The 21,974-nt window shown below is 64.0% G+C and carries 13 protein-coding genes and 1 pseudogene; 4 read left to right on the top strand and 10 right to left on the bottom strand.

Features of this window, described 5'->3' with window-relative positions:
* The first annotated feature begins 185 nt into the window (after nucleotides 1-185).
* A pseudogene (locus ACFUOZ_RS13295) lies at nucleotides 186-1,483 on the top strand (Y-family DNA polymerase).
* A gap of 13 nt (nucleotides 1,484-1,496) precedes the next feature.
* Here ACFUOZ_RS13295 and ACFUOZ_RS13290 read toward each other — a convergent pair.
* The 3 genes from ACFUOZ_RS13290 to nirB are packed head-to-tail and all read right to left on the bottom strand — an operon-like array spanning nucleotide 1,497 to nucleotide 6,326.
* The gene (locus ACFUOZ_RS13290; protein WP_377548822.1) at nucleotides 1,497-2,654 is read right to left on the bottom strand and encodes a uroporphyrinogen-III synthase; all 1,158 of its coding nucleotides are present in this window, start codon (nucleotides 2,652-2,654) and stop codon (nucleotides 1,497-1,499) included.
* A gap of 12 nt (nucleotides 2,655-2,666) precedes the next feature.
* Nucleotides 2,667-3,701, bottom strand: coding sequence for a uroporphyrinogen-III C-methyltransferase (gene cobA / locus ACFUOZ_RS13285; protein ID WP_377548820.1), 1,035 nt, complete (start codon nucleotides 3,699-3,701; stop codon nucleotides 2,667-2,669).
* A 12-nt stretch (nucleotides 3,702-3,713) separates the two neighbouring features.
* A complete protein-coding gene (gene nirB, locus ACFUOZ_RS13280; RefSeq protein WP_377548817.1) occupies nucleotides 3,714-6,326 on the bottom strand; it encodes a nitrite reductase large subunit NirB in 2,613 nt (870 codons plus the stop codon).
* A gap of 282 nt (nucleotides 6,327-6,608) precedes the next feature.
* Here nirB and nirD point away from each other — a divergent pair, with 282 nt between their 5' ends.
* Complete coding sequence (nirD, locus tag ACFUOZ_RS13275) at nucleotides 6,609-7,019, top strand: nitrite reductase small subunit NirD (RefSeq protein WP_377548815.1); 411 nt, start codon at nucleotides 6,609-6,611, stop codon at nucleotides 7,017-7,019.
* 3 nt (nucleotides 7,020-7,022) lie between these two features.
* Here nirD and ACFUOZ_RS13270 read toward each other — a convergent pair whose 3' ends face one another.
* The 4 genes from ACFUOZ_RS13270 to ACFUOZ_RS13255 form a co-directional block, all read right to left on the bottom strand.
* Nucleotides 7,023-8,771, bottom strand: coding sequence for a phospho-sugar mutase (locus tag ACFUOZ_RS13270; RefSeq protein WP_377548813.1), 1,749 nt, complete (start codon nucleotides 8,769-8,771; stop codon nucleotides 7,023-7,025).
* A gap of 100 nt (nucleotides 8,772-8,871) precedes the next feature.
* Entirely contained in the window at nucleotides 8,872-10,494 is a 1,623-nt protein-coding gene (locus ACFUOZ_RS13265) for a glycoside hydrolase family 32 protein (protein ID WP_377548811.1), read from the bottom strand.
* Between the two features lie 82 nt (nucleotides 10,495-10,576).
* Nucleotides 10,577-12,178 carry a glycoside hydrolase family 68 protein gene (locus ACFUOZ_RS13260; protein ID WP_377548808.1) on the bottom strand — a complete coding sequence of 534 codons (1,602 nt, stop codon included), beginning with the start codon at nucleotides 12,176-12,178 and terminating at the stop codon, nucleotides 10,577-10,579.
* A 468-nt stretch (nucleotides 12,179-12,646) separates the two neighbouring features.
* Nucleotides 12,647-13,447 carry a purine-nucleoside phosphorylase gene (locus ACFUOZ_RS13255; protein WP_186313634.1) on the bottom strand — a complete coding sequence of 267 codons (801 nt, stop codon included), beginning with the start codon at nucleotides 13,445-13,447 and terminating at the stop codon, nucleotides 12,647-12,649.
* 116 nt (nucleotides 13,448-13,563) lie between these two features.
* On the opposite strand from ACFUOZ_RS13255, the gene ACFUOZ_RS13250 reads away from it, so the two are divergent.
* Nucleotides 13,564-14,973: an NAD(P)H-quinone dehydrogenase gene (locus tag ACFUOZ_RS13250; protein ID WP_262277896.1), complete on the top strand. Its 1,410-nt coding sequence runs from the start codon at nucleotides 13,564-13,566 to the stop codon at nucleotides 14,971-14,973.
* Between the two features lie 110 nt (nucleotides 14,974-15,083).
* On the opposite strand, the gene ACFUOZ_RS13245 is transcribed toward ACFUOZ_RS13250, so the two are convergent.
* The 3 genes from ACFUOZ_RS13245 to ACFUOZ_RS13235 are packed head-to-tail and all read right to left on the bottom strand — an operon-like array spanning nucleotide 15,084 to nucleotide 20,254.
* Nucleotides 15,084-16,646, bottom strand: a complete 1,563-nt coding sequence (locus ACFUOZ_RS13245) for an FAD-dependent oxidoreductase (RefSeq protein ID WP_377548805.1) — start codon at nucleotides 16,644-16,646, stop codon at nucleotides 15,084-15,086.
* A complete protein-coding gene (locus ACFUOZ_RS13240; RefSeq protein ID WP_377548802.1) occupies nucleotides 16,643-18,841 on the bottom strand; it encodes a molybdopterin oxidoreductase family protein in 2,199 nt (732 codons plus the stop codon). The genes ACFUOZ_RS13245 and ACFUOZ_RS13240 overlap by 4 nt, the downstream gene beginning before the upstream one ends.
* Nucleotides 18,842-20,254: an MFS transporter gene (locus ACFUOZ_RS13235; protein WP_377548800.1), complete on the bottom strand. Its 1,413-nt coding sequence runs from the start codon at nucleotides 20,252-20,254 to the stop codon at nucleotides 18,842-18,844.
* Nucleotides 20,255-20,547: 293 nt separating this feature from the next.
* On the opposite strand from ACFUOZ_RS13235, the gene ACFUOZ_RS13230 reads away from it, so the two are divergent.
* Nucleotides 20,548-21,957 (top strand): MFS transporter, encoded by a 1,410-nt coding sequence (locus ACFUOZ_RS13230; RefSeq protein WP_377548797.1) that lies wholly within the window; start codon nucleotides 20,548-20,550, stop codon nucleotides 21,955-21,957.
* Nucleotides 21,958-21,974 lie beyond the last annotated feature (17 nt).

The raw sequence follows: 21,974 nt of genomic DNA, 5'->3' as shown, positions 1-21,974 counted from the left end.
ACTTACGCACGGTTCGGTGCGCGTCGGCATCCCGTCCTTCGGACTTTTCCACAGTCCGGAGGGCGGGATGTTTCGTTGTCAGAGGTCGAAGGTACAGTTGAATCATTCGAATATATGTTCGAATGGACGGCGTGTCCCTCCATGTTTGTGGGTGCGCGCATGATACTGCCGAACCAAGGAGGAGCATGTCCAGGCCAGCCCTTATGCACCGCATGCAGGAGATCGCCCACGTGGACATCAACTGCTTCTATGCCTCGGCGGAACGGGCTTTCAACCCTGCCCTGGAGGGCAAACCACTGATCGTCCTTCCAACAACGATGGCTGCGCTGTCACCAGGTCGCCTGAGGCAAAGCGGCTTGGCATTGGGCTGGGGGATCCGTGGTTCAAATTGGCTCCGCGGGCAAAAGAATGGGGACTCATTGCCCTGTCCAGCAATTACGAGTTGTACGGGGACATCAGCTCACGGGTCATGGAGTTGTTGCAGCGGTACTCCGCCTGGCAGGAGGTGTATTCCATCGACGAGGCGTTCCTCGGCGTCAAAGGCAGGCCGGAGGAACTCCTGCACCTGGGGCGGACCATCAAAGAGGCTTGCCGCAGAAATGTTGGGGTACCGGTGTGCGTTGGAATCGCCCGCACCAAAACGCTAGCCAAGCTGGCCAACAAGTGGGCCAAACACAATCCTGCCTTCAACGGGGTATGCCGTTGGGACTCTGTTCCGGAAGCCGAGCGTGAGGCCCTCATGGCCCGACTTTCGGTCATCGAGATCTGGGGCATCGCCACCAGGCTCACCAAGCGGCTGAACGCGATGGGAATCTTTTCGATCCTGGACCTCGTGCGCGCCGAGCCTGTTGCATTGCGTGACAAGTTTTCCATCGTCATGATGCGCACCGTCCTGGAGCTGCAGGGTACGCCCTGCATTCCCATGGAAGAGGAAAGGATCGGACGGGACCAGCTGATCTTTTCGCGCTCCTTCTCAACGCCGATTACGACGACGGCACAGCTGCGGCAGGTGCTGAGCGTCTACGGGCAAATGGCGAGCGCCCGATTGGCCAAGCATGACCTTCAAGCCAAGCTCCTGACGGCCTTCGCAGCAACGTCGGTCTACAACCCGAACGACAAATCGTTCCCTACCGTCAACGTCAAACTCCCCATGCCCACCGCGGACCCGGTGCTGCTCACCAAAGCGGCCCACGCCCTGATTCCCAGGATCCAGGAGGGCGTGCGCTACGCCAAAGCCGGCATCATGGTCACCGACCTCCGCCCCACCGGCAATCAGAAGCCCTTGGAGATCTTCGAGAACCGGCACGAGGAACGCGGCATTGGCAGTTTGCTGGAGGAAGTCAGCAAACGCTACGGCCGGGGCTCCATTGGCCTGGGTCATGCAGGCATCAGGGGCGGTCCGGACTGGTCCATGAAGCGGGATATGCTCAGCCCGCGCTACACCACCAACTGGGATGAACTTCCCTTGGTGAAGGCGGCTTAGCGTGGCCGCGCGACTAGGCTCGCAGCCGGTACCCGCGCTTCACCACGGTTTCCACGAGTTTGCCATCAGGCAGCGCCGACCGCAGCCGGCTGACTGTCATGTCTAGGGCATGCACAGAGCCGCGCAGGTCCAAAAGATCCGACAACGCCTCACGCGACAGGACCGCTCCGCCTGCCCCGAGGAGCGCCCGCAACAGCAGGAGGGGAGCCGGTGCCAGTTCAACCACCTCGCCGTCAATCCGGAGGCAACGCCCGCGGAGCTCGATCGTGGCTGTCTTGGTTTCCAAGCGTCGCACGTGGTTCAGGGACAGGTGCTCGGTGACGAGTCGGATGAGGGCACCCATACGGTACCGGTCCGGGATCAGGGGCGTCAGCCCGGCGTCGACCAGCGGCTGTGCTGTAACCGGGCCAACGGCCGCAACAGTGACGGGGCCCTTGAGCGCTTCAATAAGTTGGCGGTAGAGGCCCATTTCGTGTGCAGTGCTCCACATGGCGTCAACGGCAGGGGCACTGGTGAAGGTCAGGACATCGAGATTGCCGCTGACCACAGCTTCGATCAGGCGCGGCAACTTGTCCTCGCCGTCAGGCTTGACCCAGCGGTAGGGCGTAACGGTCAGTACGGTCGCTCCGGACATGCGGAGCCGCTCCAGCTGGCGCACGTCCGTGTACCCGTGCAGTTGCACCGCCACGGTCTTGCCGCGCACACCCTCCACCAACAGCATGTCCACCAACGTTGCTGTGGTCTCGTCACTGCTGATTCCGACGTCGGCCAAACCCGCCGCGCGTACGGCGCCACGGGCTTTTGGTCCCCTGACGAACATGCGGCAGGAGGACAGGGTCTCCAGGAGCTGTTCCCCGATGCCAAAGGAATCGGCGGCCTCGCACCAACGCCGCATCCCGTAGGCGGTGGTGGCGATGCAGATATCCGGCTTGGCCTCGATGATGGTCCGGGTGTCCTCTATGAGGATCATGTCCTCCTGGACGGGGGCTATCTTCAGCGCGGGGGCGTGCAGGACGCTCGCGCCGCGCCGCTCAAGGGCTTCGATGAGGTCACGGGAGCGGCGGTGCGAGGTGACGCCGATGCGGAATCCATCCAGGGGTGCTTCTGCGGCCTCTGTGGCGTCCGGTGCGGCATTGGGGTCCAGGACTTCGATGGCACGTGCAACAGTCATGAGTATTTACCTTCAGGCTTCAAGAAGCGAAGCCGCGAGTCGGCTCAGTTCAGCGGATGCTTGGGCATGATTCCGGTTGGCCTCGGCCACCCTGACCACCTCACCGATGACCAGGACGGCAGGGTTGCTGCATCCGGTCGCTGCCGTTTCGATACTACCGAGGTCGGCGATGGTGGTGCGCTGCCCGGGTCGGTACCCACGCTCCACAACGGCCATGGGCATGTCGGATTTCATCCCCGCCCGGCGCAGGCCAGCGGCCAGCTGAGGCAAGGTTCCTATGCCCATGAGAACCACGATGGTGCCGCCCAGTCCAGCCAGGTGGAGGTGCTCCTTCTCCGTCAATGGGGCGTGGCCGGAAACCACTGTGAACATGTGGCTCACTTCGCGGTGCGTCACCGGGATCCCCGCAGCAGCAGGGACGGAGATGGCGCTGGTGACACCCGAAATAACCTGGACGGGAACGCCGGCTGCCACGCAGGCAGCAACCTCCTCGCCGCCGCGTCCAAACACATACGGGTCACCGCCCTTGAGCCTGACGACGTTCTTGCCCAGCAGGGCCGCTTCCACCATGAGCTTTTCAATGTCCCGCTGCGTCACCTTGTGCAGGCCTGGCTGCTTTCCGACATCCACCAGCTCGGCGGAGGTCAGGTCCGCCAGTTCCTGGCAGGGTGCCAACCGGTCATAAAAAACGACGTCGGCATCCCGCAAAGCGTCCACGGCACCTACCGTCAGCAAATCCAATGCGCCTGGTCCTCCGCCCACCAAGGTCACGTGTCCGGCCGCCCCCGGTGCTGGTTCGAAAGCCACGGGGACCCCGGTGGTGCGGCAGCGTTCCACCAGCGTGGCCCAACGGTCGTCGCCGTCGTCCACTACGGCTACCAGGAACGGGCGTGCCGGGAGCTGGCCTTTGGCCGGTACCGCGTCCGGAGTACTCACGCGGTGGACGGTGGCGCCAGCGTGCTCGTAGCGGCGGATAGCTTGCCTGGCGGTCTTGTCGGATCCTGTTACCAACACATCGCGGCCGGTGAGATCAATGGTGAGCTGCATAGGGACCCCTTGTTATTCGCTGCGGACCGGGATGGTGGAGGCGATGAGCACGCTGCCCTTTTCTTCATTCGTGGCGGGGCGGATCTGGCCGCGCTCCGGAACGAAGGCAATGGACTCGTCCTTCTGATCAGGGGCGTTGACGAAGGAACGGAAACGGCGGAGGCGTTCCGGGTCCTTCAAGGTCTCTGCCCACTCGTCCTGGTAGGTGTCGATGTGCTTGGCCATCGCGGCTTCAAGTTCAGCGGCAATACCCAGGGAGTCGTGAACCACCACGTCCTCAACGTGCTTGATGTCGCCGTCGAGCTCTTCCTGCCAGCGGGCGGTGCGCTGCAAGCGGTCCGCGGTGCGGATGTAGTACATCAGGTAGCGGTCGATGTACTTCAGCAGCGTTTCGTCGTCGAGGTCCTTGGCGAGCAGTTTGGCGTGCGCCGGAGTGGCACCGCCGTTACCTCCCACATACAAGTTCCAGCCATCCGCCGTAGCGATCACGCCGACATCTTTGCCCCGGGCCTCGGCGCACTCACGCGCGCAGCCGGAGACACCCATCTTGAGTTTGTGCGGGCTTCGCAGCCCCCGGTATCGCAGCTCCAGTGCGATAGCCATGGCCACGGAATCCTGGACGCCGAAGCGGCACCAGGTGGATCCGACGCAGGACTTCACCGTGCGCAGGCTCTTCCCGTAGGCCTGGCCCGACTCGAAGCCCGCATCCACCAGTTCCTTCCAGATGTCCGGCAGCTGCTCGAGCCTGGCGCCGAACATATCGATGCGCTGACCACCGGTGATCTTGGTGTAGAGGTTGTACTTTTCGGCTACTGCCGCAATGACCCCAAGGCCTTTGGGAGTGATTTCACCACCGGCGATGCGGGGGACCACCGAATAGGTTCCGTCTTTCTGCATGTTGGCCAGGGCACGGTCGTTGGTGTCCTGCAGCGAACCGCGGCCGGCGTCCAAGACGTAGGCGGAGTGCTGGCTGGCCAGGATCGAGGCAATGGTCGGCTTGCAGATATCGCAGCCTGCACCCGTGCCGTACTTGGCCATGATGTCTTCGAAGGACGTGAGTTCAAGGACCCGGATGGCGTCGAAGAGTTCCTGGCGGGAGAGGCTGATGTGCTCGCACAGGGCCTTGGAGACCTCGATCCCGGACTTGGTGAGTTCGCCCTCAAGGAGCTTCTTCAGCATGGGAACGCAGGAGCCGCACTGGGTTCCGGCGCGGGTGCATCCCTTGAGTTCGCCGAGTTCCTGGACCGGGGCGTTGCCTTCGCACGCTCCGCAGCCGTTGATGGTGTCGCGGATGGTGCCTGCGGCCACGTTGTTGCAGGAGCACAGGATCGCGTCATCGGGCAGCTCTGTCTCCGGTGCCTCCCCGCCGCCGGCAGCGCTCAGGTAAGCTCCCGGTTCGGCCGGAAGTTCCCTGCCCAGGAGAGGGCGCAAGCTCATGTACGGAGATGCGTCGCCCACGAAGATGCCGCCCAGGAGGGTCTTGGCGTCATCGGTGGTGACGATCTTTTGGTACACGCCACGGGCGGGGTCGGCGTAGACGATTTCCAGGGAGTGCTCGGTGCGGGCAAAGGCATCGCCAAAGCTGGCAACATCGACTCCGGAGAGCTTGAGTTTGGTGGCCGTGTCGAATCCGGGGAATGTCGCTTCGCCACCATGGAGCCGGTCGGCAACAATCTCAGCCATGGTGTTGGCCGGAGCCACCAGACCCAGGCACATCCCACCGAAGTTGGCCACTTCGCCGATGGCCCAGATGCCCTCCACCTCGGTGGCGCAGGAGTCGTTGATGACCACACCGCCGCGTTGTCCCAGGCTGAACAACTGCTCTTCCCCCTCGGCTGCGCGGAAGAGGTCATCCCGGGGCCTGACGCCAATGGCCACAATCACCAGATCAGCGGGGATGGTGCGACCATCGGCCATAAGGACACCGGTGACCTGACCGTTGTCGTCCGTCAGTACCTCGGAGGGAAACACGCCACCGTGCACTTCGAAGCCCTTGGCCTCGATCAAGCGGCCCAGGGCCTGGCCTGCGCCTTCATCCAACTGGGTGTTCATCAACCACGGGGAGCCGTTAATGACAACGGGGGTCGCGCCGAGCTGCTCGGTACCAGCGGCAGACTCGAGGCCCAGCAGGCCACCGCCGATGGTGACCGCATTGACCTTTCGGCCAAGCTTCGCGGTCAATTCCGCGATTGCCTTGTTGATGGACCACACGTCCTCAAGGGTGCGGTAAACATGCGTGTGCTCAGCTCCCGGAATCGGCAGGCGGGCGGCGTCCGAACCGGAAGCGACCACCAGTTCGTCGTACTCGTACTTGTTACCGGATGCGGTGAGGACGCTTTTGGCCGTGGCATCAATCCTGACCGCGCGCTCGCCGGTCTTCAGTTCCACGGCCGGGTGGTCCCACATTGCGGCGTCGCCCAAGGTGAGGTCAACGCCGGTTTCCGTAAGGGCCTTGCTCAACGCCACACGGTCGTAGGGGAGATGAGCCTCCTCCGCCAGTACCGTTAGCTGCCAGCCTTCAAGACCGCGATTGACCATGGCATCGGTGAAGCGGTGGGCAGCGGGCCCGCCGCCGACGACGACGACGCGACGTGGGGTCCCTGTGCTTGAAGTGTGTCCGGTCACTGGTGGGCCTTTCGCAAATGGTGCAGACGGATCTCCGCAACTTGTGGTCCCAGCCTAGGAAGGCGCAGTTTCGCTTCAGTTTCCCGTTTGTTTCGTGGTCTTAACTTCTGCATCACAAACGCATTTCGGCAGGCGTGAGGTGTCTTTTACCAATCGGACACAAATGCGCACCCCGGACGAAACACCCCGGTTTTAGCGTGGAGGAGTGGCCGCAAGTGTGGCCAGGTCCGGCAGATGCGGCAGTGGAACACGCCCTTGCCGGGCACAGCGAGAGGGGCTCAAATGACCGTAATTCTGGACCGCGCCGGGACTCTGAACGGCGCCAAAGACCTGACCGGGGAGATCGCCTGGCACCGGGTTTGCCCGCTTGAGGAGCTCGAGCCCGCTTGGGGAGAGGCCGCGTTGATTGCAGGGCGCCAGGTTGCGCTCTTCCGCACAGGACCGTCGGTGGCAACTGGGCACTCGAAGGTTTTTGCCGTCGCCCAGCAGGACCCGGCTACCCTCGCCAATGTCATGGCGCGCGGAATTATCGGCTCCCGCGGTAGCCGGCCCACCATAGCTTCACCGCTGCACAAAGAGGTTTACGACCTCGAAACAGGCGAGTGCTTCAGCAACGCCGAACTCAGTCTCGAGGTCTTCGCTACCCGCCTTGTGGACGGATTTGTTGAGGTCGGATTCCAGCAATCCGCCTGAAAGCTACTGGCCCAGTGCTTCGCGGACGTCCCTGAGCACATCGTCCAGGGCGATCCGTGCCGCTTGGCGCGCTTCGGGTAGTTCCGCCGCGGATTCCACGGGGCGGATGACTTCGAGGTAGCACTTGAGTTTGGGCTCGGTGCCACTGGGTCGGATGATGACGCGACTCTGGTCCCGTGTGAGGTACAGCAGCCCGTCCGTGGGAGGCAGTGCGTCGCTTCCTTCCGCAAGGTCCGTGGACACTTCGACGGCGGAACCTCCGAACGCTTCGGGCGGGTTGACCCGCAGGCGGTTCATCATGGCATCGAGAAGGCCCAGATCGGCCACGCGGATGCTCAACTGGTCGCTCGCGTGCAGACCGTGCACCAGATAGAGGTCGTCCAGGGTGTCGAAGATCGTTTTGCCCTCGGCTTTGGCAGCCGCGGCCATCTCGGCAATCAGCACTGCCGCTGAGATGCCGTCCTTGTCGCGGACCAGCTCCGGCGCCACGCAGTAACCCAATGCTTCCTCGTACCCGTAGGTCAGGCCGGGAACCCGGGAAATCCACTTGAAGCCCGTGAGCGTTTCTTCGTGGGCGAACCCAGCGGAAGTCGCGATCCGGGAAAGCAGCCGTGAGGACACGATCGAATTCGCGAAGACACCGGTGTGCGGTTCTTCCGAGGAAGCCGCTGCAGCCAACCGGGCCACAATGTGCGCTCCGAGCAACGCTCCAACTTCGTCGCCACGCAGCATGCGCCAGGCACCCGTCGCGGGGTCCAGGGCGGCAACCGCAGCACGATCGGCGTCGGGATCATTGGCCAAAACGATGTCAGCCCCAGCCTCCTCGGCAGCGGCGAGTGCCAGGTCCAAAGCGCCGGGTTCTTCCGGATTCGGGAAGGCAACGGTAGGAAAGTCCGGATCCGGCTCAGCTTGCTCGGCCACCAGGGTGACATCATTGAACCCCGCTGCGTTCAGGACGGAGACGGCCGTCCCGCCACCAACGCCGTGCATGGGCGTCAGAACAATTTTCAAGTCCCGCGCCGGGAAGTGCTGCCGATCCACCAGCTTGGCGATGGCCGATTCGTAGTCCGAGGCTATGGACGCCGGCAGCACCGACCAGCCGGAGTCGGCCAGTTCAATGGACTCCAGCTCACCGACGGCTTCGATCTTGGCCGCGATCATGGCATCGTACGGCGCCACGATCTGCGCCCCACGGCCGCTCTCAGCTACTGCATGCCGCCCCAAGTAGACCTTGTACCCGTTGTCCTGCGGCGGGTTGTGGCTGGCGGTGACCATCACGCCGCCGTCGCACTCCAGGTTCTTGACCGCGTAGGCGAGCAACGGCGTCGGAAGGGCGGCCGGCATGAGGAAGGTTTCGATCCCGGCGGCAGTGAAGATCGCTGCGGTTTCTTCCGCGAAAATGTCCGAGTTGTAGCGGGCGTCAAAGCCAACGACGGCGCGCGGGCGGGTTCCCGGGGATGCTGCGGCTACTGCTTCGGTGAGGAATGCCGCCAAACCTGCCGCTGCCCGGCGTACCACCACGCGGTTCATGCGGTTCGGGCCGGGGCCGAGGGCTGCGCGAAGGCCCGCCGTGCCGAATTGGAGGGTGCCGTTGAAGCTGTCGCCCAGTTCCTGGGCCGCTCCCGCGTCCCCCGCAGCGGCGAGGTCGGCAAGCTCCAGGAGGGCCGCCGTCGTCGTTGGATCGGGGTCCTGGGCGGCCCATTGGCGGGCGTCGTTGATCAGCTGTTCACGTGCGGCATCACTGGATGTCATAGGGACAAAACTATCCTCATTGCGCACGGCAAGGGCAACGCGGGGTCAGATATGGCCCATAAATCGGGTCGTAATGGGCCATATCTGACCCCGCGTTGCCTTAGAACGGACGCGAGCGCACGTCGAAGCGGGCCTCTCCGTCCGTGCCGAACACCGAGGTTCCCGTGGCGTCCCAATCCGGGTAGAACGTGTCCGAGATAACTGCCACACCGTCCTGGGCAAAAACTTCCACTGAGGAGGAATCGAGGAGGATGGTGAGGTGGACCTTCCCGTCGCTTTCGGCAGAGGGCAGCTGGACCTGGTGGTACGGGCTGAATTTCTCGGAGAAGTTGGTGGTCCCCGCCTGCGAACGGTCCACCTTCAGTGTCCGGCTTTCCTTGGTGTAGGAGATCCGCAGACCGGATTTACCGTCGGCGGACCGGCGGACAATGATGCCGGCTTCCTGCGCAGAAATTAGGTCCAGTTCGAGTTCGATCAGCTGGCTGCGACCCTCGAAGTCACCACCCAGGTCCTGGACCGAGGAGTCCACGGTGAGGTTTTTGTTTCTGACCTCACCGCGCCGGCGTTCCAGTGCTTCCCTGGCTGTGGTGGCGATTGCCGAGCGGAGCTCATAGCGGCGTTCTCCCCGGACCAGCGTGAGTTCCCTGGGAATCGCCATGGAGCCGCGCCAGGGAGTGGTGGGTACGTTCTGCGCGTAGTCCCAGTTGCCCATCCAGCCAAGCAGCACCGGCTTGTCCCCGGGAGCGTGGGAGATCGAATTGGCCGCGTAGTAGTCGGCTCCGTGGTCCAGCCATTGCGACTCGGTCAACGGAGCATCGGGGGCCGCTGCGTTCTCGGCGGTAAAGCGGGTCCCGTCGAATTCGCCCACGAAGTACTGCATGCCGGAGCCGCCGGCAATGCCGCCGGGGTTGATGCTCAGCAGCATCACCCACTTCTTGGCCGTGGAGCCTTCCACCGGCATGTGCACAAGTTCAGGCACCTCCCACAGGCCACCCTGCGCGCCGGCGCCGGAGAAATCGCTGAGGTAATCCCAGTGAAGCAGGTCGGTGGACTTGAACAGCTTGACCACCTGGGCGTCGGCCACGACCGTGGTCATTACCCAGTACTGGCCGGGCTCGTACCAGAAGACTTTGGGGTCACGGAAGTTGTTGTTGGTGGGCGCGAGGTTGAGCACAGGGTTTCCTGAGTGCTTCTGCCAGGTGGTGCCGCTGTCCAGGCTGTACGCGACAGATTGTGCCTGGGCGCCTTGGGGGAGGGCGCCGTTCTTGCCGTAGGCGCTGGTGTAGAGGGCTACCATCGGCGGGTTCCCGGCCGAGCCAAGGCCCGAAGCATTGTTGCTGTCCATCACCATGCAGCCGGAGAAGATCTCTTCCGCAGCGCTTGCCTCCATGGCTACAGGCTGCTGCTCCCAGTTGACCAGGTCTTTGCTGGTGGAATGGCCCCAGGACATGTTGCCCCACGAGTTTCCGCGCGGGTTGTACTGGTAGAACGCGTGGTAGGTGCCGTCGTGGTAGACCAGCCCGTTGGGATCGTTGAGCCAGTTCTTCTCTGCCGTCAAATGGGCCACGGGCCGCCACGGATCCGAAGCGGTAGGCGTACTGCCCGCCGGGGTGGGGGCCGGCGTCGGGCTTGCTGTGCAGGAGGCAGCAGAAAAGGCGACGACGACGGCGGCACTTGCGGCCAGCAATTGGCGGCGGGACAGGTGGGGGCTGGGATGAGTCATGGGGAGAATCCTGAAGGTTGGGGGTGGCAGGGGTGCGCCGGCTTGTGGCCGACGCACCCCGCCGGGGCCGTAGGGGCCGGTGTTACTTGTAGTGGCCTTCGCCGCCAACACGCACGTTGGTGGGGAGGTAGCCGAACGGACCGAGGCCGTTCTGGCCGAAGCTGCGGTCAACCTGCGTCACGCCGGCCTTGAAGTTCATCTTCACGGTCGGGGAGAGCGAACCGCCGCGGACGCCGTCCACGTTGTCGATGAACGACTGCACCAGGCCGCCGGGCTGCACGTAGTGCGAGTAGGCCTGGAACTGACGACCGTTCTGGCGAGGGTCAGGACCCTCCGGCGCGTTGGCCGGCATGTTCAGGTCCGTCGGCGAACCAAGCGCCAGGCCGCTGTTGTTGACCGGCTGGTAGTCCGACCGGACGCCGTTGCCGACGAAGCCGTAGACGCCGTCAGGACCGCGCATGCCGTCCGCGTACGTGAACTGGTGGCTGATGGTGAACAAGTAGTACTTGTTCTTGCCATTCTCGTTCTGGATGAAGATCTGCGGACGCTCAGTCTGATCGTTGACGCAGTTCGCTGACAGGATCGGCGGCAGGAAGCTCCACTTGGTCAGGTCCTTGTTGTCGGCGACAGCTAGGCCTACGTTGGCGGTCTGGTACCAGGCGCCAGTGGTGCTGTTGACCTGGTCCACTGTTTCGGCGTGGGGATCGCCTGGCTGGTAGCCGAGGTCTTCCTGCTTGCACTTGTAGGAGCCGCGGGTGCCTCCGGTGTTGCCTTCGAACACCATGAACGTCTTGCCGGGGTGGGCCGGGTCGGCGAAGGTGTACGGGTCACGGAAGGCGAAGCCCGGGTTCTGGGCCTTGTTCTGGTACAGCTTTCCGTCCGGTTCCAGGAGCTTGGTGTGCTGGAAGCCGTCGAAGCTCACGCCATCCTTGGTGGCGTGGATGTTTCCCAGTGCCTTGGCGATCACGGCGTCCGGGGCGATCCCGCCGCCACCTGCGTTCCGCTCAGCGACGTCGTAGAACGTTGTTGCCGTGTAGAAGACGTTGATCTTGTTGCCCTGCATCAGGCGTGTGGAGCCGGACCATTCGGTGTTGCCGATGGACGTGTTGGGCAGGAAGAGGTGTCCGCCGTAGTTCCACTTGTCCTTGGCGGGATCGGCGTTGGTCTTCCGGAAGAAGTAGCCGATCCGGGCGTTCCAGTGGCGCTGGTCGAAGCCGTAGCCGGCGTGCCGGTCGGCCACCAGGGCGAAGATGACATCCCAGCCCTTGTAGCTGATCTGGTTGGCATTCTCGTCAGTCAGCGACCACGTATCCCATACCCACACGTCGTCGTTCATGGCCGGGAAGTCCTTGGGAATCTCCGGCATGGTGACGTTCGGGCTCATGGAGTTCTGGCCCGGCGCCACGTTGGGGTTGCTCTGGGCCATGATCTGCTTGGCGTCGGCGCGGGTCCACTTCGAGGTGAAGTTGGCGGCCGGGTCGTAGGCCTGCTGGGTGTGCAGCGACGGCAGTGGGAAGCCGGGCGTGGGTGCCGGCATGGTGCTCGACGGCGGGTCGGCAGGCAGGTTTGCCTGTGCGGCCGGCGTCACCAGCAGGATGGTGCCCGCTACGCTGGCGGCTGCCGCGACGGCTACTGCCCGTTGCAGGCGGCGCCGTGGCCGTCGTGGGTTTGAGTGCGTGTTCATGCTTGCTCTTCTCGCGGAGTGTTGGACTTCGTGGAGTGGGGCGCATGCCCTGTTCCCCGGTTGGGGTCTCGACTCAGGCGTCCATCGATCCGCTGGTGGCGTCTTCGAAGGACGCCATCGTTTCGAGGTGGCGGTGAGTGCCCTTCAGGGCGCACACCACAGGTGGTTCCGGCACGTCGACTTGCCGCAACAGACTCCACGCTAGACACGTGTTAGGCCGCAAATCAAAGGGTGTTTCAGGGGCCCAAACAGCTACTCGCCAGTACATGCGCAAGCGCTTACATTGCCAACGTGCGCGCGTGGCACATCCCGCCGTCGGGAATCAAATGTTGCGCAATAAATCTGTTTTAATCTGTGAATTTACTGTGCGTTTACCCCCCGGTTAAAAACAACGCGGGGTCACTTATGGCCCATGTTTACGACAAACATGGGCCATAAGTGACCCCGCGTTGCTCCTAAAGAGCGGGGTTACAGCTTGGCGATGATCTCCGCCAGGAGCTTCGAAATCCGCTTGCCGGCTGCCTGCCCGGCCTCCAGCACCTCAGCGTGGCTCAAGGGAACCGGGCTGATGCCTGCGGCGAGGTTCGTCACCAAAGAGATCCCGAAGACTTCCATGCCTGCGTGCCGGCCGGCGATGGCTTCCAACGCCGTGGACATGCCCACCAGGTCCGCGCCGATCCGCTTGGCGTACTGCACCTCCGCCGGCGTCTCGTAGTGGGGACCCGTGAACTGTGCGTACACGCCTTCCTGCAGCGAGGAATCCACTTCCCGCGCCAACTGCCGGATGCGGGAGGAGTAGAGGTCGGTGAGGTCCACGAACGTTGCGCCCTCAAGCGGTGAGGTTGCCGTCAGATTGATGTGATCGCTGATCAGCACAGGGGTGCCAGGCGTCCAGTCCTCGTTGAGCCCGCCACAGCCGTTGGTCAGGACCAGTGTCTTGCAACCGGCGGCAGCAGCTGTCCGGACGCCGTGGACGACGGAACGGACGCCACGGCCTTCGTAGTAGTGCGTCCTGGCGCCCAGGACCAGGGCCCGCTTGCCCTCCTTGGTGAGCACGGAGCGGATGGTGCCCACATGGCCCACCACGGCCGGCTTGTGGAAGCCGGGCACCTCGGAGGCATTCAACGTAGCCGTGGTCTCGCCGATGAGATCGGCGGCCTCGGCCCAGCCGGATCCGAGCACCAGCGCTACGTCGTGGGACTCGACGCCGGTCTCGGCGGCTATGAAGTCTGCGGCGGCCTGGGCGGCTTCAAAGGGGTCTGTGTTCATCAGCTCAGTGTTACTCACTGGTACAAGCTACCTTGCCCCCGCCGCAATCAGGTAGGGGTGCAGGTGAGGCTCGGCTGAGTGGCAGCCTGCGGAGCAATAAGCGAGAATTGAGGATTGTGACCACCCAAGTTGACTTCAGTGCCCCCCGTATCGCGATCCTGGGAGGTGGTCCCGGCGGATATGAAGCCGCCATGGTAGCCGCCTCACTGGGTGCCCACGTCACCATCGTCGAGCGCGCCGGTCTCGGCGGGTCCGCCGTGCTGACCGACGTCGTACCTTCCAAGACCCTGATCGCCACCGCCGATCTCATGACCCGCGTAGGCGAGGCGGACGAGCTGGGAGTCAAGTTCGACGGCGACGGCGCGGCTTCCAAGCCCCGCGCCGACCTCAAGCACATCAACGACCGCGTCCTGAACCTGGCCCATGGCCAGTCCAACGACATCCGCGCAGGCCTCGAGCGCCTGGGCGTGGAAATCGTCATTGGCTCCGGCAAACTGCTGGACAACAACACCATCGAGGTCCTGACCCTGGAAGGGACGCGGACCATCGACGCCGACGCCATCCTCTTGGCAGTGGGCGCCCACCCGCGCGAGCTTCCCACGGCAAAGCCCGACGGCGAACGCATCCTCAACTGGGCCCAGATCTACAACCTGGACGAATTGCCCGAGGAACTGATCGTGGTGGGATCCGGTGTCACCGGTGCCGAATTCGCCTCCGCCTACAACGGCCTGGGCTCCAAGGTCACCCTGATTTCCAGCCGTGACCAGGTCCTGCCCGGCGAGGACACGGACGCTGCCAAGTTGCTGGAGGGCGTCTTCGAACGCCGCGGCGTCCGTGTTTTGTCCAAGTCCCGCGCGAATGCGGTAGAGCGGACGGACGACGGCGTAAAGGTCACCTTGGGTGACGGGTCCGTAGTGACGGGCTCACACTGCCTGGTGTGTGTCGGATCCATCCCGAACACCGCAGGGGTCGGACTTGAGGAAGCCGGCGTAACGCTGACCGAATCGGGCCACATCAAGGTCGACGGCGTTTCCCGCACCACTGCGCCCAACATCTACGCTGCCGGCGACTGCACGGGCGTCTTTGCGCTGGCGTCCGTGGCGGCCATGCAGGGCCGCATCGCCATTGCCCACTTCATGGGCGACGGCGTGAAGCCGCTCAAGCTCAACCAGGTGGCATCGAACATCTTCACTTCTCCGGAGATTGCCTCCGTGGGCGTTTCCGAGGCCGATCTCGCCTCCGGCAAGTACCAGGGCGACGTCGTGATGCTCTCTCTGCTCAGCAACGCCCGTGCCAAGATGCGCAACACCAAGGACGGCTTCGTCAAGATCATCGCCCGCAAGGGATCCGGCACCGTCATTGGTGGCGTGGTGGTGGGACCGAACGCCTCGGAACTGATCTTCCCGATCTCCGTGGCTGTCACCCAGAAGCTCCACGTGGATGATGTGGCCAGTGCCTTCACCGTATACCCGTCGCTGACCGGTTCGATCTCCGAGGCCGCGCGCCGTTTGCACGTGCACATGTAGCTTGTCGCTCCACGGGCTGGCTGCCGCCACCCGACTTCGCTGGAAAGCGGCAAGTACGCAGGGAACCTTCCGGCTAACCCGCAGCTTTCCAGCGATTCCGCGGAGCACCCTCAGGCAACTGCCCCCTGGAAGTGCTTCTCGATGAGGCCCTTGATGTCTTCGTGGCAGCCACCGCAGCCGGTTCCTGCGCGGGTCGCCTTGGAAACCTCCGCCACTGTTGAGCAGCCTTCCACCACTGAGTCCGCGATGCTCCCCGCGCTGACACCTGCGCAGCGGCACACGGTCCGCTGGGGATCATTGTTGGCAGTCCCTGTGTCGAGTTGGTCCGGGCCATCGAGCCGCAGCAGCAAGGAGCGGTCCGCGGGCAACTCCGAGGAGCGCTCGAAGAGCATCACGAGTTCAGCGGCAGTCCTGGGCATGCCCACGGCAACCAGACCTTCCAGAACCCCGCCACGGGTGGTCATCTTCACATACCGTCCGTGCTCGGGGTCGGCCCACTGCGAGATCTGACGGCGGGCGCGGCCGGGAGCAGCCCCGGCTTCGAGCAGTTCCTCGTCCCACGGATCGGCCTGGTTGTCGCCGGCGACGGCCAAGTTGATGCCCCGGGCCTTCAGGACAACGACTCCTGGCTTCTCAGCGGCCAGCGGTTCCAGGGAATCCGCTGCGGACTGCCCGTCACGGGCCAAGACGACGAGGTATTCCGCCAGCCACTCGGCCTGCCTCCACCCTGGGCCTACCAGGCCGGAAGGACCGCCAGCGGTCCGGCACTCCACGCAGGAGGCATCGGCGCAGCGCACCTCCGCGCAATCCCCGATCGCGAACATGTGCGGCTCGTGGTGCGTACGCAGATGATGGTCCACCAAAATACCCAGGCCTACAGGCAGGCCACAGCGCTCAGCGAGCTCAATCCGTGGCCGCACGCCGCAGGACAGGACCAGCAGGTCGCCGTCGATCGCGGAACCGTCGTCGAGCAGCAAAGCTGAGAACGAGCCGCCAGGACCCACGGTTTCGACGCCGGTTGAACGGGCGTTGCCGGCCATCCGGACTCCGTTGGCCCGGAGGCTGGCAGTCAGCACCGAGCCACTGCCGCGGTCGATGCTGCGGCCCAGCGGGAACGGGCCGTTATGGACCACGGTTGCCTGGGCACCTTCCTCGGACACAGCCAAAGCCGTCTCAAGACCGAGCACGCCGCCGCCCAGGACCACCACGCGTTTGCGCCCGGCTACGGCGGAACGCAGCACGGCCGCGTCCTTCAGGTCACGGAGGGTGATCACACCCGGGGGCAGGACCGGCGCGGAAGGATCGGGATTGAGCCCGGTGAGATTGGGGATGACAGGCCGTGAACCTGTGGCGAAGACCAGCCGGTCGTAATGTTCAGTGGTGCCATCGGAGAGGACAACGTTCTGCCGGGCCCGGTCGATCCTTGTCACAGCAGTCCCCAGTCGGACTTCGACACCCGAAGCTTCCAGATCAGCAGCGTCGGCCATGGCCAAGGCCTCGGGAGTCGTCCGGCCAACCCCCAGTTCGGCCACCATGACGCGGTTGTAGGCTGCCTGGGCCTCATGGCCCACCACCAGCAGCTGCACAAGCCCCGAGCGGACCGCAGGCAGCAATTCGTCCACCAGACGCGCGGCCACAGGGCCAAATCCAACAACAACAATGCGCTCGCTCATGAAGCCTCCTCGGCGTGCAATGGCAGTCCCGCGTCCACCAGGGCCGCGGGGACGGGGTTGGAAACAGCGCGCCGGACCCAGACCCGGCTGGTCTTGAATTCCGGCATGCCGGAGATCGGATCAGTAGCCGCCTCGGTGAGCCGGTTGGCGTTCTCTTGGCCGGGGAAGTGGAAGGGCAAAAACACCGTGTCCGGGCGCACCGAATTGCTCAACTCGGCACGGCACAGGACCTCGCCGCGCTCGTTGGATACCGTGGCGTAGTCGCCGTCGGCGATCCCACGGGAGGCCGCCGTCGAGGGGTGGATGAGCAGGCGCACCTGGGGCTGAGCCGTCAACAAGTCAGCCACACGCCGCGTCTGCGAGCCGGACTGGTAGTGCTCCAGCAGGCGTCCGGTGGCCAGGGCCAGCGAATCATCGGCGAATGAACGCACGGCACGCTTTGATGGTGTCACGGGAACCATCACGGCCCGGCGGTCGCTGTGGGCGAAGCCATCGGAAAACAGTCGGGGAGTGCCGCTGCTGCCCACAGGGTAGGGCCAGTAGGCAGCTTCGCCGCGGTCCAACATGGCGTAGTCGATGCCCGAGTAATCGGCCAAGCCACCGGCAGAAGCCAATCGCAGTTCCTCGAATACGGTCTCGGGGTCGTCACTGAACGTTGATGGCGCTTCCAATAGCTCGGCAAGACGCGCCATCAACCACAATTCGCTGCGGACACCCGGGGGAGGTGTCAGCGCACGCCGACGCCGGATCACCCGTCCCTCAAGGTTGGTCAGGGTGCCCTCTTCTTCAGCCCATTGGGTCACTGGCAGAACCAGGTCCGCTTCCATGGCCGTCTCTGAGAGAAAGAAGTCGCAGACCACCAGGAAGTCCAGTTCGCGCAGGGCGGCAGTGACGGCATTCGTGTCCGGCGCCGACACCACCACGTTGGCGCCGTGCACGAAAAGGCAACGAACGCCGTCGCGCTTTCCGAGTGACTTGAGAAGTTCGACGGCGGGCAGACCGGGACCTGGGATGAGCGACTCGTCGATTCCCCACACGGAGGCGATATGCGCGCGTGCGGCAGGGTCCGTGATCTTGCGGTATCCCGGGAGCTGGTCGGCTTTCTGCCCGTGTTCGCGTCCGCCCTGGCCGTTGCCCTGGCCAGTCAGGGTGCCGTAGCCGCTGCGCGCGGACCCCGGCAGGCCCAGGAGGAGACTGAGGTTGATGGCGGCCGTTGCGGTGTCGGTGCCGTCCACATGCTGTTCAACGCCGCGGCCACTGAGGATGTAGCTGCCGCCGGCTCGTGCCCCCTGGGCGAGACGGCGTGCGGTGTCCCGGATGAGGTTCGCGGGGACGCCGGTGATGGACTGGACCCGTTCCGGCCAGAAGGCGGAGAGGCTTCGGACCAGTGCCGGGTAGCCGGAGGTGCGGGCCGCCACGAAAGCAGAGTCCACCAGCCCCTCATGGACCACTACGTGCGAAATGCCCAAAAGGAGCGCCAAATCAGTGCCGGGAGTCGGCTGCAGATGGAGGCCGCCGCCGTCGGACGTGAACGCCGCAGTAGCCGAGCGGCGAGGGTCCACCACAATCAAACCCCCGGCATCGCGTGCGCCCTGCAGGTGCTGGACGAATGGCGGCATGGTTTCAGCAACGTTGGAACCGAGCATGAGGATCACTGATGCGGAATCCAGGTCCGTGACGGGGAAGGGGAGCCCCCGGTCAACGCCGAACGCGCGGTTCCCGGCCGCTGCGGCCGAAGACATGCAGAACCGGCCGTTGTAGTCGATCCTTGAAGTGCGAAGGGCCAAACGGGCAAACTTGCCCAGCATGTACGCCTTCTCATTGGTGAGGCCTCCGCCGCCGAAGACTCCAACGGCGTCGTTTCCGTACTGCCGTTGCGTGTCCTTGACCGCCGCCGTGATGAGCGTGAGGGCCTGGTCCCAGGAGATCGGCTGGTGAACGCCGTCAGAGCCTTTGAGCAGTGGTTCGGTGACGCGGCCGTTGTGACGCAACAACGACGCCGATGTCCAGCCCTTGCGGCACAGCCCGCCCCGGTTGGTGGGGAAGTCGCGCCCGGAAACTTCGAGGGGCGCGGCGGGCTGGGCTGGCGCTGCGGCCGCTGGCGCCTGACCCGCCACCTCAGGGGTGGCCGGGCTCAACGTCATGGCGCACTGGAGCGCGCAGTAGGGGCAGTGGGTCTCGGCGCCGTTGGGCATCTAGATGTGTCCGATCGTGTTGCGCTGGCGGGCTGGGCGGATGTAGCAGAACCAGCACACGGCCAGCATCAGCACATAGGCGGCGACGAATCCGTAGAACGCCGGGGTGTAGGAACCGCTGGCCGTGTTGGAGGCGTTGAGCACCTGCGGAATCACGAAGCCGCCGTAGGCGCCGATCGCCGAGATCAGGCCCAGGGAAGATGCTGCCAGGCGTGCCGTGGCAGCGCTGTCGGCACCGGAGCGGGCTGCGCGGCTGGACGTTGCGAAAATGACCGGAATCATGCGGTAGGTGGCACCGTTTCCGAAGCCGCTGGAAACGAAGAGCAGGAGGAACAGGCACAGGAAGAGCCAGAAGTTCTTCAGTGGCAACGTCCAGACCATGGTGAGGGTGATGACAGCCATCGATGCGAACGCGGTGATGGTCATGCGCGCCCCACCCATGCGGTCGGCCATGCGCCCGCCATAAGGCCGGGCGAGGGAGCCGACCAGGGGGCCGAGGAAGGCCAGGGACAATGCCACTGCACCGACGTGGATCGAAGAGAAGTCCGGGAAGTAGTCCTTGATCAGCTTGGGAAAGACACCAGCGAAACCGATGAACGAGCCGAAAGTGCCGATGTACAGGAACGCCATGATCCACAGGTGCGGTTCCTTGAGGGCGGCCAGGGAACCGGCCACGTCACCCTTGGCGCTGGTGAGATTGTTCATGTATTTGTAGGCGCCGAAGGCGGCGATGATGATCAGCGGGATCCAGATGATGCCGGCCATGGGCAGGTTCACGGTTCCGGCCGCCAGCAAGGTGATGGCGATGGGTACTACAAGCTGTGCGACGGCGGCACCCAGGTTGCCGCCTGCTGCGTTCAGTCCAAGAGCCCAGCCCTTTTCGCGGGCGGGGTAGAAGAAGGTGATGTTGGCCATTGAGCTGGCGAAGTTGCCACCGCCGAAGCCCGCGAGTGCGGCCATGAGGAGCATGACGCCGAATGGAGTCTGCGGGTTCGAAACACAGAGCGCCAATCCCGTGGTGGGGATCAGGAGCAGGAGCGCCGAGACGATGGTCCAGTTACGGCCACCGAACTTGGGAACCATGAAGGTATAGGGGATACGCAGTGTCGCGCCTACGAGGCTGGGGATGGAGATGAGCCAGAAGATCTGGTTGGTGTCGAAGGTGAAGCCGGCTGCGGGGAGCTGAACAACCACGATGGACCACAGCTGCCAGACTACGAATCCGAGGAATTCGGCGAAGATGGACCAGTACAGGTTTCGCTTCGCAATGACCCGGCCTTCGGCTTCCCACTGGCCCTTGTCCTCGGCATCCCAGTTGGCAATCCAGCGGCCGGGGCGGTGTTCAAGGGTGGTGGTGGCAGCAGCAGTGGACTGGACTGGAGCCAGTGCATCTGCGGTGCTTTCAACAGTCACGGAGTGCCTCCTTGGTGGGGTGGGTGTTATTCCAAGGTAGGTTTGGCGCATTTCGCGGACAGGCGCCCTTTGTAAACGGGCTGTGACATTTCCCTATCAGCGCGGTCACCAGCGCGTGAGGCCGTGGTGAGGTATTGTGTCGCAGACCACATACTGGGACTTTCCGAAGAGTCCGAATACTGGACTAAGTTGTCCAGTGAATGGACATCGGGAACTATTATTGAACTCTCAAATATTCCTCCTCCGGGCGGTGCGCTCAGGCACCGCGCGGCGTGAACGAAAGCTGCTACAACATGTCTTCCACTGCACCATCCAAGGAAGGCGAGTCCACTCGACCGGTGAACTCGCGGGGGCGGGTGATCTTCGCCAGCCTGATCGGTACCACGATCGAGTTCTACGATTTCTACGCGTACGCGACTGCGTCTGTGCTCGTCTTCCCGAAGCTCTTCTTCCCCGATGCCACCGACATCAACGCGCTGCTCAGTGCGTTCGCGATCTTCGGCGTTGCCTTCTTCGCACGCCCCATCGGAGCGGTGGTCTTCGGCCACTTCGGTGACAAGATCGGCCGCAAGGGAACCCTGGTCGCCTCGCTGCTGACCATGGGTATCGCCACATTCCTGATCGGACTCCTCCCCACGGCTTCGATGCCCGGCTGGGCCATCCTGGCACCGCTCCTCCTCGTGGTCCTGCGCTTCTTCCAAGGCCTCGCCCTCGGTGGCGAATGGTCCGGAGCGGCCTTGCTTGCCACCGAGAATGCCCCCGAGGGCAAGCGAGCCATCTACGGAACATTCCCGCAGTTGGGCGCGCCGATCGGCTTCATCATCGCCAACGTCATCTTCATCTGGATGAACGTGGCACTGACGCCGGAAGAGTTCCTGGCCTGGGGCTGGCGCGTGCCGTTCCTGCTGAGCGCCGTCCTGGTCATCGTGGGCCTGTACGTCCGCCTCAAGCTCGTGGAGAGCGCATCCTTTACCAAGGTCATCCAGCAGGACAAGATCCAGAAGCTGCCCCTGGGTGCAACCCTCAAGAACCACTGGCGCCCCGTGGTGGCCGGTACGTTCATCATGTTTGCCACCTACGTGCTGTTCTACATCATGACCACGTTCACCCTGTCCTACGGAACCAAGCCCACGCTGGCCGGCGCGCAGGCGGCGGCGGAAAAGGCAGGCAAGCCGATGACCGCTGATCAGATCGCGGCCTTTGTCCCGGGCCTGGGCATCTCCCGCTCGGACTTCCTCTGGATGCTCATCTTCGGCGTTGTCTTCTTCGGCATCTTTACCGTGGTCTCAGGTCCCCTGGCCGAAAAATGGGGCCGCCGGAAGTTCCTGCTTGGCGTCACCGCCGGCATCTTTGTCTTCGGTGCGCTCTGGTTCACCATGTTCGGCCCGGGCCAGGCTGCCGCGATGGTCGGCCTGATTGTCGGCTTCACCCTCATGGGCCTGACCTTTGGTCCCATGGCGGCCATCCTGCCCGAATTGTTCCCGGCGAATGTCCGCTACACCGGTTCGGCTGTGGCCTACAACCTGTCGTCCATGATCGGCGCGGCACCCGCATCCTTCGTGGCCATCGCATTGTGGTCCGCGGCCAATGGAAGCACCTGGCTGGTGGGTGCCTACATGGCAGCCGCTGCGGTGGTCACTTTCATCGCACTCTGGCTCACCCGCGAAACCAAGGACACGGACTACGAGAACAACGTAGCCTAAGCACCCCTTAACGACGC

The organism is Paenarthrobacter sp. NPDC057355 (genome assembly GCF_042667405.1).
Lineage (GTDB): Bacteria > Actinomycetota > Actinomycetes > Actinomycetales > Micrococcaceae > Arthrobacter.
This window is presented reverse-complemented; position numbering and strand designations above follow the sequence as displayed.

What these genes read in the sequence shown, in the direction of transcription:
- ACFUOZ_RS13230 (WP_377548797.1), top strand. Translation starts at nt 20,548, where the DNA reads ATGTCTTCCACTGCACCATCCAAGGAAGGCGAGTCCACTCGACCGGTG.
- ACFUOZ_RS13265 (WP_377548811.1), bottom strand. Translation starts at nt 10,494, where the DNA reads ATGACTCATCCCAGCCCCCACCTGTCCCGCCGCCAATTGCTGGCCGCA.
- nirD (WP_377548815.1), top strand. Translation starts at nt 6,609, where the DNA reads ATGACCGTAATTCTGGACCGCGCCGGGACTCTGAACGGCGCCAAAGAC.
- cobA (WP_377548820.1), bottom strand. Translation starts at nt 3,701, where the DNA reads ATGCAGCTCACCATTGATCTCACCGGCCGCGATGTGTTGGTAACAGGA.
- ACFUOZ_RS13245 (WP_377548805.1), bottom strand. Translation starts at nt 16,646, where the DNA reads ATGAGCGAGCGCATTGTTGTTGTTGGATTTGGCCCTGTGGCCGCGCGT.
- ACFUOZ_RS13255 (WP_186313634.1), bottom strand. Translation starts at nt 13,447, where the DNA reads ATGAACACAGACCCCTTTGAAGCCGCCCAGGCCGCCGCAGACTTCATA.
- ACFUOZ_RS13240 (WP_377548802.1), bottom strand. Translation starts at nt 18,841, where the DNA reads ATGCCCAACGGCGCCGAGACCCACTGCCCCTACTGCGCGCTCCAGTGC.
- ACFUOZ_RS13290 (WP_377548822.1), bottom strand. Translation starts at nt 2,654, where the DNA reads ATGACTGTTGCACGTGCCATCGAAGTCCTGGACCCCAATGCCGCACCG.
- ACFUOZ_RS13260 (WP_377548808.1), bottom strand. Translation starts at nt 12,178, where the DNA reads ATGAACACGCACTCAAACCCACGACGGCCACGGCGCCGCCTGCAACGG.
- ACFUOZ_RS13270 (WP_377548813.1), bottom strand. Translation starts at nt 8,771, where the DNA reads ATGACATCCAGTGATGCCGCACGTGAACAGCTGATCAACGACGCCCGC.